Genomic DNA, 14,217 nt, shown 5'->3' with positions numbered 1-14,217 from the left:
TGGGTTAAGTCGGTTTTTTAATCGGACTGCTGTTTTTCTTCTTCATGACTGGCTTTCCATCCTTGCCTTCGGCCGGTATCACCAGGCCGGCGGAACTGAGCGCCAGGCCATTCTGGTAGCGCATATCGATCGTGTCGATATTTTCCAGCCGGCTCGCCAGCTGCGGGTAAATGCCCACCAGCCGGTCGACCCGCGCTTTCAGGGTCGTGTGATTCTGCTCGCGTCCCAGTGCCACGCTCATGCCGTTATCCAGTTTCACCGTCCACGCATAGCGGCTCGACAGCGACAGGGTTTCCGGCACCATCTTCAGCGGCGCAAACCACTTTGCCAGCTGCACGTAAGTGGCAAGTACTTCCTTTTCGCTGCCATCGGGGCCGGCAAACGCAGGCAACTCATGGTCGTCTTCGGCTTCGGCCACATTCGCCGTAAACACGTCGCCCTTGACCGACAGCAGGCGTCCATCCTCGCCCCAGGTGCCCAGCGCTTCGTGTTCTTCCAGCGCCACGATCAGCTGGTTCGGCCACTCGCGCCGCACGCTGGCACGGCGTACCCAGGGCACCGATTCGAACACGCCGCGCACGCTTTCCAGGTTGGTCGTGAAGAAATTGCCCTTGATGCGGCCCAGAGTGCCGCTGCGCAGGGTCAGGTAATTCACGTGGCGCAGGCCCTTGTCGTCCGCGCTTTCCACCTTGATCGTGCGCAGGTCGAACATGGGACGCTGCGACACCCACCAGACGCCGGCGGCCACGCACACGACCAGAACCGCGGCCAGCAAGCCGTTGGCAGTCGTATTGAGGCTTTTAGCGTCATGCCACATATCAGCGCTGTCCCTTGTGCATTTTCAGACGCGCGCCAGCGACGATTTCCAGGCACAGGTCTTCATAGCTGGTGCCTTCCGCGCGCGCCGCCATCGGCACGAGCGAGTGCCCCGTCATGCCAGGCGAGGTATTCACCTCCAGCAAAAACAGCTTGCTGTCGGCCGCGCGCATCAGCACATCGACCCGTCCCCAGCCTTCGCAGCCGAGGGCGCGGTACGCCGCCAGGGCGATGCGTTCCATCTCTGCGATGATGGCCGGGTCCAGCTGCGGCGGGCAGAAATACTGGGTATCGTCCGTGAAGTACTTGTTCTGGTAATCGTAATTGCCTTGCGGCGCGACGATTTCGATCGGCGGCAACGCGCGCGCCGTGGCGCCCTTGCCCAGGATCGCCACGGTGAACTCGCGGCCCTTGATGAATTCCTCGGCCAGCACCGAATCATCGAGACCGGCGGCGATGTCGTAGGCGGCCTGGAAGGCCGATGCTTCGTTGACGGTGGTGATGCCGATGCTCGAACCTTCATGCGGCGGCTTGACGATCAGCGGCAAGCCCAGTTCCGCGGCGACCTTGGCCAGGTCGGAGCCGTCGTCCAGCACCGCGTACTTTGGCGTCGGCAGCTCGTGCATCAGCCAGATCATCTTGGTATAGACCTTGTCCATGCCGACCGAACAGGCCATCACGCCGCTGCCCGTGTACGGGATGCCCAGCTGTTCCAGCGCGCCCTGCAGGCTGCCGTCTTCGCCGAAGCGGCCGTGCAGCGCGATGAAGACGCGGTCAAACTTTTCAGCGGCCAGTTCGGCCAGGCTGCGTTCGCCCGTGTCGAAGCCATGCGCATCCACGCCATGGCTTTTCAAAGCGGCCAGCACGCCCGCGCCGGACATCAGCGACACTTCGCGCTCGGCCGAACGGCCGCCGAACAGGACGCCGACCTTGCCCAATTGTTTTACGTCGATAGCTGAAGCTTGGTTCACATCAGGCCTTTACAGTGTTGGATGGATACGTTGTCAGTTGTTGCGGGATACCGCTGATCGAGCCGGCACCCATGGTCAGCACGACGTCGCCGTCGCGCGCCACGCTCATGATGGTGTCGGCCATGTCTTTCATGGATTCGACGAAAATCGGTTCGATCTTGCCGCGCGCGCGCAGCGCATGCGCCAGTGCGCGGCCGTCGGCGGCGACGATGGGCGCTTCGCCCGCCGCATACACTTCGGACAGCAGCAGCACGTCGGGCGCGCCCAGCACTTTCACGAAATCCTCGAACAGGTCGCGCGTACGGCTGTAGCGGTGCGGCTGGAACGCCAGCACCAGGCGGCGGCCGGGATAGGCGGCCCGCGCGGCCGCCAGGGTCACTTCCGTTTCCACCGGATGGTGGCCGAAATCGTCGACCAGCGCAAAAGTGCCGCCGTTCGGCAGCGCCACGTCGCCGTAACGCGTGAAACGCCGGCCCACGCCGGAAAACTCGGCCAGGCCCTGCTGCGTGGCGCTGTCGGCGATGCCGATTTCGCGCGCGATGGCGATCGCCGAGCAGGCATTCTGCACGTTGTGCATGCCGGGCTGGTTCAGCACCACGTCGAGGTCAGGATAACCTTCCTGCAGCACGGTGAAATGCATTTCCAGGCCCACGGCGCGCGCGTTGATGGCGCGCACTTGCGCGTCTTCCGCGAAACCGTAGGTGGTGACGGGCTTGGTGACGGACGGGATGATGGCACGCACGTGCGGATCGTCGATGCACAGCATGGCGCGGCCATAGAAAGGCAAGCGGTGCGTGAACTGCACGAAAGCCTGCTTGAGCTTTTCAAAATCGTGCTCGTAGGTGTCCATGTGATCGGCATCGATATTCGTGATCACTTCGATCATCGGCGTCAGGTTCAGGAACGAGGCATCCGATTCATCGGCTTCGGCTACCAGGTAGTCGCCCGAGCCCAGCTTGGCGTTCGCGCCGGCGCTGGTCAGGCGGCCGCCGATGACGAAAGTCGGATCGAGACCGCCCTGCGCCAGCACGGAAGCGACCAGGCTGGTGGTCGTCGTCTTGCCGTGCGTGCCGGCGATGGCGATACCGCGCTTCAGGCGCATCAATTCACCGAGCATCACGGCGCGCGGCACCAGCGGAATCTTGCGCGCGCGCGCGGCCGCCACTTCCGGATTGTCTTGCGGGACGGCGCCCGACGTCACCACCGCATCGGCGTCGCCGATGTTCTCGGCCGCGTGGCCCAGCATGACGGTCGCGCCCAGGCTCGCCAGGCGCTGCGTCGCCGCATTGCTGCCCAGGTCGGAGCCCGACACCTTGTAGCCGAGGTTGACCAGCACTTCGGCGATGCCGCTCATGCCGCTGCCGCCAATGCCGACAAAGTGGATATTGTTTACTTTATGCTTCACAGAACTAACCTCATGCCAGTTTTTCCAATACGTGTGCGATCGCCTCATTGGCGTCGCGCTTGCCTGCTGCCAGTGCCGCTTGCGCCATATGCTGGCAGGTATCGCGGCTCAGCGATGCCAGCAGGGTGCTCAGCGACGCCGCACTCATTTCCGTCTGCGGCAGATGAATCGCCGCGCCTTGTTTTGCCATCCATTGCGCGTTGTCGCGCTGGTGGCTGGTGGTCGACGCCACCAGCGGCACGAGCACGCTGGCCACGCCGGCCGCCGTCAATTCCGACAGGGTGATGGCGCCCGCACGGCAAATCACCAGATCGGCCTCGGTATACGCCCTGGCCATGTCGTCGATGAAGTCGACCACATTGGCTTGCACGCCCGCCTGCGCATATGCGGCATGCAAGGCGTCGATATTCTTCTTGCCCGACTGGTGCGTCACCAGCGGGCGTTCGCCCTCCGGCATCAGCGCCAGCGCGGCGGGAAGATTGTCGTTCAGCGCTTTCGCGCCCAGGCTGCCGCCCACCACGAGGATGCGCAACGGTCCGCTGCGGCCCGCGAAACGCGTGGCTGGCGGCGCCATGGCGAGGATCTCGGCGCGCACGGGATTGCCCGTGACGACTGCCTTGCCGGCGGCGCTGCCGAAATCGGCGGGAAAGCCGAAGCACACCTGCTGCGCCAGCGGCACCAGGGTCTTGTTCGACAGCAGCAGCGCCGCGTCGGCATTGACCAGCACCAGCGGCACGCCCTTCAGGCGCGCCATCAGGCCGCCCGGCACGGTGACGTAGCCGCCCATGCCCATCACCACGTCCGGCTTGCGGCTGGCGATGAAACGGCGGATGGCAAAAAAGCTGGCCAGCATCTTGAAGCCGCCTTTGACCGTGTGCGCCAGGCCCTTGCCGCGCATGCCGGAGAACGCGATGGCATCCATGGGAATGCCGCTTTTCGGCACCAGTTCCTGCTCCATGCCGTGGGTCGTGCCCAGCCAGCTCACTTCCCAGCCGCGCGCGCGCATGGTCTGCGCAATCGCCAGGCCCGGGAAAATATGGCCGCCGGTGCCGGCCGCCATGATCATCAGTCTTTTCGTCGTTTTCAAGTTCGTCACGCTGTTCATAGCCGGCCTCCCCGCATCAGGATCCGGTTTTCATAATCGATGCGCAGCAAAATCGCCAGGCCGATACAGTTAATCAGTACGCCCGTGCCGCCATAACTCATCAAGGGCAAGGTCAGGCCCTTGGTCGGCAGCAGGCCCAGGTTCACGCCCATGTTGATGAAGGTCTGCACGCCGATCCAGATGGCGATGCCTTTCGCCGTCAGGCCGGCAAAGGTCTGGTCGATGGCGATCGCCTGGCGGCCGATGTCAAATGCCCGCTTGATAATCCAGTAAAACATGCCGATCACGATCAGCACGCCCACCAGGCCCAGCTCCTCGCCGATCACGGCCAACAAAAAGTCCGTATGCGCTTCGGGCAGATAATGTAGTTTTTCCACGCTGCCGCCCAGTCCCACGCCAAACAGTTCACCGCGTCCGAAGGCGATCAGCGAGTGCGTCAGCTGGTAAGCCTTGTTCAGCGCATTGTCTTCCTGCCACGGATCGAGATACGCAAAAAACCGCTCGCGGCGGAATTTCGACAAGGCGATGATGGTGACGAAGATCGCCGTCAGCATGGCGCCGATGCCGCCGAACCAGATGGCGTTCACGCCGCCCAAAAACAGGATGCCCATGGCGATGCAGACGATCACGCCGAAGGCGCCAAGATCGGGCTCCATCAGCAGCAGCAAGCCGACGAAGCTGACAGCCAGCGCCATCGGCATGAAGCCCTTGGTCAGCTTGTGCATGTACTCCTGCTTGCGCACCGTGTAATCGGCCGCGTACAGCACCATCACCACCTTCATCAGCTCGGACGGCTGCGGCCGCAGGCCCGGCAGGTTCAGCCAGCGGCGGCCGCCATTGACCGACACGCCCAGGCCCGGTATCAAGACCATCACCAGCAGCACCAGGGTGCCGATGAACAGCCACGGCGCCATCTTTTGCCAGCTGGCGACGGGGATGCGAAATACCAGCGCGCCAACGACGATCGAAATACCGATGAACAGCGCCTGGCGCACGACAAAATAATTGTTCGTGTAGGCGGCGAACTTGCGCGCATCCGACAGCGAGATCGACGCCGAATACACCATCACCATGCCCAGCAACATGAGCAGCAGGACGACCCACACCAGCGGCTTGTCATAGTCCATCATCTTCGACTGCCGCGCGCGGCTATCCAGCGGCTTGGTAGCCGAGCCGGAACCAAAGCTGAAGGGCAGTTGGAAAGCCATCAGATATCCTGTCCGTTTTCCAGGGCGATGTCGCGCACGGCGCCGACAAACACCTGCGCGCGGTGCGCATAGTTCTTGAACATGTCCAGGCTCGCGCAGGCGGGCGACAACAGCACGGCATCGCCGGCCAGCGCCAGGCCGCTGGCACGCTTGACGGCTTCCGGCAAGGTGGCGCAGTCGATGATATCCACGCCGGCCGGCTCGAGCGCCGCGCGCAAGGCCGGCGCATCGCGGCCGATCAGCACCACGGCGCGCACATAGCGCGACACGGGTTCGGCCAGCGGCGAGAAATCCTGCCCCTTGCCGTCGCCGCCGGCGATCAGCACCAGGCGCTGTTCCGCGCCGCCGAACGCCTTGCCCAGGCCGAACAGGGCGGCTACCGTCGCACCCACATTCGTGCCCTTGCTGTCGTCGTAGTACTCGACTTCATTGACGGCCGTGATCAGTTCCACGCGGTGCGGCTCGCCCTGGTATTCTCGCAAGCCATGCAGCAACGGCGCGAACGGCAAGCCGATGGCGCGGCACAGGGCCAGCGCCGCCAGCGCATTCGAGGCATTGTGCTGGCCGCGGATTTTCAGCGCGTCGGCCGGCATCAGTTTCTTCGCCATCGTCAGCACCGGTTCCGGCGCCGGATCGTTCTTCCTGCGTTTTTTCTCGATCACTTCTTCGCTGGGCACGGCTTGCGCCAGCCAGAAGATGCCCCGTTCATTCACCAGGCCAAAGCTGTCCACTTCCACGGGTTCGCCCGTGCCGAAGGTGATCGTTTCGGTCAGCGGGTCGGCCATGTGCATCACGGCCGCATCGTCGCGGTTCAATATGCGCACAGTCTGCTCGCCGAAGATGCGCCCCTTGTCGGCAGCATAGGCAGCCATGTCGCCATGCCAGTCCAGGTGATCCTGCGACAGATTCAGGACCGTGGCCGCGTCGGCCTGCAGGCTGAACGTCGTGTGCAGCTGGAAGCTGGACAATTCCAGGATCCACGCCTGCGGCAAGGTGCTGGCGACGGGTTCCGCCACTTCAGCTTCCGCATCCACAGGCTGCGGCGCAGGCTCCGCATCGAGCACTTCGCGCAGCACGTCCAGCGCAGCGGGACTGATATTGCCAGCCACGCGTGTGGCCAGGCCCGCGCGTTCGCACAGCAAGCCTACCAGGCTGGTGACGGTCGTCTTGCCATTCGTGCCCGTGATGGCGATGACTTTCGGCGCATAGCCGCGTTCCGCCTTGAGCGCGGCCAGGGCCTGCGCGAACAGTTCGATCTCGCCCCACACGGGAATATTTTTATCCAAGGCGGCAGGTGCGATGTGCGCCAGTTCGCGCTGTGGCGCCAGGCCAGGGCTGACGGCGACGAAATCGACGCCATCGAGCAATTCGGCCGTGAAGGCGCCGGCGATGAACTGCGCCTGCGGCACGGCGGCCTGCAGGGCAGCGAGGCGCTCGGGCGCCTGGCGCGTATCGGCCACGCGCACGCAGGCACCGCTGCGGGCCAGCCACAGGGCCATGGCCAGGCCCGACTCGCCGAGGCCCAGTACCAGTGCGGTTTTAGCGTCGTACATCATCAGCGCAGCTTCAAGGTGGTCAGGCCGAGCAGCACCAGCATCATGGTGATGATCCAGAAACGCACGACAACCTGCGTCTCTTTCCAGCCTTTTTGTTCAAAATGATGATGCAACGGCGCCATCAGGAAGACGCGGCGGCCCGCGCCATAGCGCTTCTTGGTGTACTTGAACCAGACGACCTGGATGATCACGGACAGCGTTTCAACGACGAAGATGCCGCCCATGATGAACAGGACGATTTCCTGGCGCACGATGACGGCGATGGTGCCCAGTGCGCCGCCCAGTGCCAGCGCGCCCACGTCGCCCATGAACACTTTCGCGGGGTGCGTGTTATACCAGAGGAAGGCCAGGCCGGAACCGGCCAGCGCGCCGCAGAAGATCACCAGTTCGCCGGCGCCCGGGATGTGCGGGATGAACAGGTAGCGCGCATACGTGGCGTTACCCGTCAGGTAGGCGAACAGGCCCAGGGCCGTGCCCACCATCACGGTCGGCATGATGGCCAGGCCGTCAAGGCCATCGGTGAAATTGACAGCGTTGCTGGTGCCGACGATGACGCAATAGGTCAGCGCGATAAAGCCCCATACGCCCAGCGGATAGCTGATGGTCTTGAAGAACGGGACGATCAGGTCGGCCTTCGGCGGCAAGTCCATGGCGAAGCCCGATTGCACCCAGGCGTAGATCAGATTCCATACCTGGCCAGCATTGGGCTCGGAGATGGAGACGGAAAACGCCAGGTAAAACGCGGCGGCGATGCCGATCAGCGACTGCCAGAAGTATTTCTCGCGCGAGCGCATGCCTTCCGGATCCTGGTGCACCACCTTGCGGTAGTCGTCGGCCCAGCCGACTGCGCCAAAGCCCAAGGTGACGATCAGCACGGGCCAGATGAAGCGGTTCGACAGGTCAGCCCACAGCAAGGTGGAAATGCCGATGGCGATGAGGATCAGCACACCGCCCATGGTGGGGGTGCCGTGTTTTTTCAGGTGCGTTTGCGGGCCGTCCGTACGCACGGCCTGGCCGACCTTCATGCGCGTAAGCATGCGGATCACGGCGGGACCGGCGCACAGGCCGATCAAAATCGCCGTCAAGGTGGCGAAGACGGCGCGGAACGTGATGAAGTTAAAGACCCGCAGTGGGCCAATGTCGTCCTGGAAATAATGAGCGAGCCAGAGCAGCATGATTAGTGAGCTTCCTTGTTATTGTTGTTTGAACCAATCAAATGCTGCACGGCCCGTTCCATCTTCATGAAACGGGAGCCCTTGATCAATACTGTTGCATCCGAACGGCCGGACAAATGCGCATCGAGCGCCGCCAGCAAACCGTCGAACTGTTCGAAATACTCCACGACCGTGCCTGATTCCTGGCTGGCGGCTTCCTGCGCCGGATTCACCAGATGGCGCGCCAGTCCGCCCGTCGCCAGCACGTGTTCGATGCCTTTGGCGGCGGCGTAGGCGCCGATCTCTTCGTGGAACTGCTGCCCCTGCGTGCCGACTTCGCCCATCTCGCCCAGCACCAGGATGCGCGGTGCCGCGGCCTGCGCCAGCACATCGATGGCCGCGCGCGCCGAATCCGGATTGGCGTTATACGTGTCGTCGATGATGGTGGCGCCATTGGCGGCCCGTTTTTTCTGCAGCCGGCCATTCACGGGAGAAAACGCCTCCAGGCCCTGCTTGATATGTTCTGGCGCGATGCCGGCGCCAATCGCGCATGCCACGGCCGCCAGCGCATTGCGCACATTGTGTTCGCCCGCCGCCTGCAAGCCGACAAAAAACTGACGCAAGCTGCCATCCTGCGCCCGCACGCTGACGAACAGGTCGCTGCCAAAATCCTCGGCCGCGCGGTGCGTGCAACTCACGTCCGCCTCTTTCGACAGGCCGAAGGTGATGACGGCGCGCGCGCCTGCCAATTCGCGCCACACGGGCGTGAATTCATCATCATGCGGGAAGACGGCCACGCCGTCATGCGCCAGGGCCGCCAGCGCGGCGCCGTTCTCGCGCGCCACCGCTTCCACCGTATGCATGAATTCCTGGTGCTCGCGCTGCGCGTTGTTGACCATCGCCAGGGTTGGCGCGGCAATCGCGGCCAGGCGGGCGATTTCTCCCGGATGGTTCATGCCCATCTCGATGACGGCCGCCTTGTGCGCGGCGCTCAGGCGGAACAGCGTCAATGGCACGCCGATTTCATTATTCAGGTTGCCGCGCGTGGCCAAACGGCCTTCTTCGCCAAAGGCCGCCGCCAGGATGGCCGCAATCATTTCCTTGACAGTGGTCTTGCCATTGCTGCCGGTGACGCCGATGACTGGTAAATTGAAGCGACCGCGCCAATGGTTGGCGATGCGGCCCAGCGCCACCAAGGTATCGGCCACCACGATGGCGGGCACCGTGGCGCTGTCCCAGCCTTCGGGCAGGCGCTCGACCACCACAGCGGCGACGCCGCGCGCAGCCACCTGGTCGAGGAAATCGTGGGCATCAAAACTCTCGCCGCGCAGGGCAACGAAGAGCGAGCCGGCCTGGGCGCTGCGGCTGTCGGTGGAGACGCCATCAAAGGATGCGTCGCCCGTCAGCTGCGCGCCGTCCAGCGACGGCATCAGTTCAAGCAGGCTTGCGTGCATCAGGCTATCCATCAGTTCGTCCTCATCATCGTCAGGCGCGCGGACAAGGCCAGCTGCGCATGGTCGGCATCGGAGAACGGCAGTTTCTTGCCCTTGATTTCCTGGTACGGCTCATGCCCCTTGCCCGCCAACAGGATCACGTCCGGCTTGGCCGCGTGCTTGATGGCCGACAAAATGGCGCCGGCACGGTCTTCGATGGCTTGCGGCTGCGGACCGTCGGCACGCATGCCGGCAACGATCTGCGCGATGATGGCGTGCGGATCTTCGCTGCGCGGATTGTCGCTGGTGACCAGCACGTGATCGGCCAGCTGCGCGATGGCGCCCATCTGCGGACGCTTGCCCGGATCGCGGTCGCCGCCGCAACCGAACACGCACCACAACTGGCCGCCCCGCTCCTGCGCCACCTGGCGCAAGGCAGCCAGGGTCTTTTCCAGCGCGTCCGGCGTATGCGCGTAATCGATGACGACCATCGGCGCTTCCTGGCCGCCCACCTGCTGCATGCGGCCGGGGGCCGGCTGCAGGGATTCGATGCCGTCGATGGCGGCGCGCAGGCCGGTGCCGTGCGCCAGCAAGGCGCCCAGCACGGCCAGCGCGTTGCTGATATTGAAGTGGCCCACCAGCTGCGTCTTGACCAGCGCCACGCCCAGCGCGCATTCCAGGTGGAAGTCGGTGCCGGCATGGCGGCTGCGGAACTGGCTGGCGCGCAGCATCAGCACGCCAGGCAGATCGGGCAAGCTGGCCGCGTCCTGCAAGGTGTAGCCGATGACCGGGTATTCACCGGCCAGCCTGCCGTCCACGTGGCGCGCCAGGCGCAGGCCCATGGCGTCGTCCAGATTGATGACGGCCGTTTTCAGGCCGGGCCAGTCGAACAGTTTGACCTTGGCCGCCTCGTAGGCCGCCATGTCGCCATGGTAGTCGAGGTGGTCGCGCGTCAGATTGGTAAACATGGCGACATCAAAATGCATGCCGGCCGCGCGGTCCTGGTCCAGACCGATCGACGACACTTCGATGGCAACGGCCTTGGCGCCAGCGTCGCGCATGGCGGCCAGTTTGCGCGCCAGCAGCACGGCGTCCGGCGTGGTGTAGCCGGTGACGTCGAATTCGATGGCGCCGCGCGGCTTGCACAAGCCCACGCCCAGGGTCCCGATGACGGACGAGGTTTCGCCCAGGCGCGCCAGGGCTTGCGCCAGCCACAGCGCGCACGATGTCTTGCCATTCGTGCCCGTCACGCCGGCGCTGAACATGGCGCTGTCGGGCATGTCGTAGAAAGCATGCGCCACGGGACCGGCCAGGCGTTTCAGGTCGCTGACCAGCAGGTGCGGCACGGCCCATGCGGCGTTCCACTCGACGGCATCATGCACGATGGCGGCGGCGCCCTGCTCGATGGCGGCGTCGATGAAATGGGTGGCGCCCGCGTAGGCGAAAAACACGTCGCCGCGCTGCACGCGGCGCGAATCGGACGTCAGCTGCCCGGACGGGGCAGCCGCTTTGATCCACAAACTGATGTCTTGTATGGTCATGAGTGACTTCACATGGCCTCCGGGCCGGCATTGGCCGGGACCACGATTTCGGTAACGGAGGAATCGGGCGGTACGTTCATCGCGCGCAGCGCGTTGGTCGCAATCGCCGCGAAAGCGGGAGCGGCAACCTGGCCGCCATAGTGGGCGGGGCCGGTCGGTTCATCGATCATCACGGCAATGATGAAGCGCGGCGCCGACATCGGCACCATGCCCACGAACGAGCCGATATATTTGCGCGGCATCGCGTAGCGGCCGTTTTCCACTTTATAGGCGGTACCCGTCTTGCCGCCCACGCGGTAGCCGGCAACCTGGGCGCGCTTGGCCGAGCCGTGCGCGCCGGAGACCACGAGTTCCAGCATGGCGCGCATTTCGGCGGCCGTCTTCGGCTTGATCACTTGCTGGCCCACGGGCAGTTCATTGACCTTCTGGAATGACAGGGGAATCGTGTCGCCATCACGCGCGAACATCATATAAGAGCGCGCCAGCTGGATCAGCGACACGGAAATGCCGTTACCGTAGCTCATGGTGGCCTGTTCCACCGGGCGCCACGATTTATACGGACGCACGCGGCCGGCCACGGCGCCAGGGAAGCCCCATTTCGGCTGCTGGCCGAAGCCGACCTTGGTAAACATTTCCCACATTTCCTGCGACGGCATGCCCAGCGCGATTTTCGAGGTGCCGATGTTCGACGACATCTCGATGATTTCCGAGACATTGATCACGCCGTGCGGCTTGGTATCGGTGATCGTGCGGTCGGCGATGGTATAGCGGCCCGGACCCGTGTCAATCAGGGTGCCCGGCTTGACGCGGCCCGTGTCGAGCGCCAGTGACACCGTGATCGGCTTCAGGGTCGAACCGGGCTCAAAAGTATCGGTCATGACGCGGTTGCGCAGCTGCTGGCCCGTCAGCTTGCGGCGGTCGTTCGGGTCGTAGCTCGGGTAATTGGCCAGGGCCAGCACTTCGCCCGTGTGCACGTCGAGCACCACGGCGCCGCCAGCCTTGGCGTTGAATTTCTCCACCGCTTCCTTCAGCTGGGTGAAGGCGATGTACTGGATTTTGCTGTCGACGGACAGGGTCAGGTCCTTGCCGTCATGCGGTTCGTGGATGAAGCCGATGTCTTCGACGATGTGGCCCAGGCGGTCCTTGATCACGCGGCGGCTGCCGGTGGTGCCGACGAGGGTTTTCTGCTGCGCCAGTTCCATGCTTTCCTGGCCCACGTCTTCCACGTTGGTAAAGCCCACCACGTGGGTCATCACTTCGCCCTGTGGATAGAAGCGCTTGTATTCCTTGCGCTCGTCGATGCCGTCGATGCCCAGCTTGGAAATCTTGTCGGCCACGTCCATCTCGACCTGGCGTTTCAGGTAAACGAAGCTGCGGTCCGAATCGAGTTTCTTGCGCAATTCGTTGACATTCATTTCCAGCAGGCCGGCCAGCGCATTGATTTTTTCGGGTGATGCCTGCAGCACGTCGTCGGGAATGGCCCAGATGGCTTTCACGGGGACGGACGAGGCGAGCACCTGGCCATTGCGGTCGGTGATCTTGCCGCGCGTGGCCGGCAATTCCAGGGTGCGCTCATAGCGCGCCTTGCCCTGCTTTTGCAGGAACTGCGTCGATACGCCCTGCAGCCACAGGGCGCGCGCGCCCAGGCCGGCGAAAGCGAAGAACAGCAGGAACAGCACGACGCGCGAACGCCAGACGGGCAGACGCACCGCCAGTACGGGGTTCTTCGAGAATGGCACGCCTTTCGATGCCGCCACCCGGCCGTTGCTATTACCGCCCAACTTCATTATTCGCCCTCCGTCAGGTATTGCGTACGCGCCGCCGTCAGCGGCGTCATGCTCAGGTCGCGCCGCGCGATCGATTCGATGCGTTCATGCTTGCCCAAAGTGGACTGGTCCAGCTGCAATTGCGCCCAGTCGATGTCGAGCTGGCGCGACAGCGCTTGCGCGCGCTCCAGGTCGATCAGCAAGTGGCGCGACTGATACTGCGCATTCACCAGCGACAGGCCGCAGCACACCAGCAGGGCCGACAGCACGACACACAGCTTGCCAGTCATCGGGCGCCGCCACGAACTGGAATGGGCAAACGCTGCGCCACGCGCATCACGGCCGAACGCGAGCGCGGATTGCCCTCGATCTCGGCGTCGGACGGCTTCATCTTCGAAATCAGCTTCATTTCCGGCTGCGGCAAGTCGACCGCGCGGATCGGCAGACGGCGGTCAGGCTGCTCCACGTTCGCCTTCGAGGCGAAGAAGCGCTTGACCATGCGGTCTTCCAGCGAGTGAAAACTGATCACGGCCATGCGCGCGCCAGGCGCCAGGCAGGCATACGCCTGGCTCAGACCGATCTCGAGATCCTCGAGCTCTTTGTTAATGAAAATGCGTATGGCCTGAAAGGTGCGGGTAGCGGGGTCCTTACCCTTCTCGCGGGTCTTGACGGCGCCTGCCACGATGCCGGCAAGCTGTCGTGTGCTTGAAATTGGCTGGACTGCCCGGCCAGCAACAATCGCCTTTGCAATCTGAAAAGCAAACCGTTCTTCCCCATAATCGCGTATCACTTTCTCTAAATTCTGCTCGGTTTCCACCGCCAGCCATTCGGCCGCGGAGATGCCGCGCGTGGTATCCATGCGCATGTCCAGCGGTCCGTCGTTGCGGAAGCTGAAACCGCGCGCCGCGTCGTCGACTTGCGGCGACGAGATGCCCAGGTCAAGCAGGATGCCATCGACCTGCTGCACGCCGCGTTCGGCCAGGCTGGCCGTCATGGTGGCAAAACTGTCGTGGACGATTTCAAAGCGGGGGTCGCCGATCTGTTCGGCCGTGGCGATGGCTTGCAAATCCTTGTCGAAGCCGATCAGGCGCGCGTCGGGCGCCAGGCGCGACAAGATCAATCGGCTATGGCCGCCGCGCCCAAACGTGCCATCGACATAAATGCCGTGCGCGCGGTCGCCCGACAGGTCGAGCGCATCGACCGCTTCATCGAGCAGCACCGTGCGATGCTGAAATTCCGGCACCGTGAGTTGTGTCATTACG

12 protein-coding genes are annotated in these 14,217 nt (G+C 63.9%); all 12 read right to left on the bottom strand.

From position 1 onward, the window contains the following. Positions 1-4: 4 nt before the first annotated feature. The 12 genes from IGS58_RS27390 to rsmH are packed head-to-tail and all read right to left on the bottom strand — an operon-like array spanning position 5 to position 14,213. The gene (locus tag IGS58_RS27390; RefSeq protein ID WP_034784973.1) at positions 5-817 is read right to left on the bottom strand and encodes a cell division protein FtsQ/DivIB; all 813 of its coding nucleotides are present in this window, start codon (positions 815-817) and stop codon (positions 5-7) included. A 1-nt stretch (position 818) separates the two neighbouring features. After that, positions 819-1,787: a D-alanine--D-alanine ligase gene (locus IGS58_RS27385; RefSeq protein WP_070258858.1), complete on the bottom strand. Its 969-nt coding sequence runs from the start codon at positions 1,785-1,787 to the stop codon at positions 819-821. A gap of 1 nt (position 1,788) precedes the next feature. Continuing rightward, positions 1,789-3,192, bottom strand: coding sequence for a UDP-N-acetylmuramate--L-alanine ligase (gene murC / locus IGS58_RS27380; RefSeq protein ID WP_034784971.1), 1,404 nt, complete (start codon positions 3,190-3,192; stop codon positions 1,789-1,791). A gap of 10 nt (positions 3,193-3,202) precedes the next feature. Next, on the bottom strand, positions 3,203-4,297 hold the full coding sequence (gene murG, locus IGS58_RS27375) for an undecaprenyldiphospho-muramoylpentapeptide beta-N-acetylglucosaminyltransferase (RefSeq protein WP_071653277.1): 1,095 nt from the start codon (positions 4,295-4,297) through the stop codon (positions 3,203-3,205). Then, positions 4,294-5,505: a putative lipid II flippase FtsW gene (gene ftsW, locus IGS58_RS27370; RefSeq protein ID WP_230523165.1), complete on the bottom strand. Its 1,212-nt coding sequence runs from the start codon at positions 5,503-5,505 to the stop codon at positions 4,294-4,296. The genes murG and ftsW overlap by 4 nt, the downstream gene beginning before the upstream one ends. After that, positions 5,505-7,061 carry a UDP-N-acetylmuramoyl-L-alanine--D-glutamate ligase gene (murD, locus tag IGS58_RS27365; RefSeq protein WP_230523164.1) on the bottom strand — a complete coding sequence of 519 codons (1,557 nt, stop codon included), beginning with the start codon at positions 7,059-7,061 and terminating at the stop codon, positions 5,505-5,507. Before murD ends, ftsW begins: the two co-directional genes overlap by 1 nt. Further along, positions 7,061-8,236 carry a phospho-N-acetylmuramoyl-pentapeptide-transferase gene (gene mraY, locus IGS58_RS27360; RefSeq protein WP_034784967.1) on the bottom strand — a complete coding sequence of 392 codons (1,176 nt, stop codon included), beginning with the start codon at positions 8,234-8,236 and terminating at the stop codon, positions 7,061-7,063. Before mraY ends, murD begins: the two co-directional genes overlap by 1 nt. A 2-nt stretch (positions 8,237-8,238) precedes the next feature. Continuing rightward, complete coding sequence (locus IGS58_RS27355; protein ID WP_211551872.1) at positions 8,239-9,669, bottom strand: UDP-N-acetylmuramoyl-tripeptide--D-alanyl-D-alanine ligase; 1,431 nt, start codon at positions 9,667-9,669, stop codon at positions 8,239-8,241. An 11-nt stretch (positions 9,670-9,680) separates the two neighbouring features. After that, positions 9,681-11,189, bottom strand: coding sequence for a UDP-N-acetylmuramoyl-L-alanyl-D-glutamate--2,6-diaminopimelate ligase (locus IGS58_RS27350; RefSeq protein ID WP_034784966.1), 1,509 nt, complete (start codon positions 11,187-11,189; stop codon positions 9,681-9,683). Between the two features lie 8 nt (positions 11,190-11,197). Further along, positions 11,198-12,976 (bottom strand): peptidoglycan D,D-transpeptidase FtsI family protein, encoded by a 1,779-nt coding sequence (locus IGS58_RS27345; RefSeq protein WP_034748891.1) that lies wholly within the window; start codon positions 12,974-12,976, stop codon positions 11,198-11,200. Continuing rightward, entirely contained in the window at positions 12,976-13,245 is a 270-nt protein-coding gene (gene ftsL / locus IGS58_RS27340; protein WP_034748894.1) for a cell division protein FtsL, read from the bottom strand. Before ftsL ends, IGS58_RS27345 begins: the two co-directional genes overlap by 1 nt. After that, the gene (gene rsmH / locus IGS58_RS27335) at positions 13,242-14,213 is read right to left on the bottom strand and encodes a 16S rRNA (cytosine(1402)-N(4))-methyltransferase RsmH (protein WP_070258850.1); all 972 of its coding nucleotides are present in this window, start codon (positions 14,211-14,213) and stop codon (positions 13,242-13,244) included. The genes ftsL and rsmH overlap by 4 nt, the downstream gene beginning before the upstream one ends. Between the last annotated feature and the right edge of the window lie 4 nt (positions 14,214-14,217).

The sequence above is a fragment of the Janthinobacterium sp. EB271-G4-7A genome (assembly GCF_020858075.1).
Classification (GTDB): Bacteria; Pseudomonadota; Gammaproteobacteria; order Burkholderiales; family Burkholderiaceae_D; genus Janthinobacterium; species Janthinobacterium lividum.
This window is presented reverse-complemented; position numbering and strand designations above follow the sequence as displayed.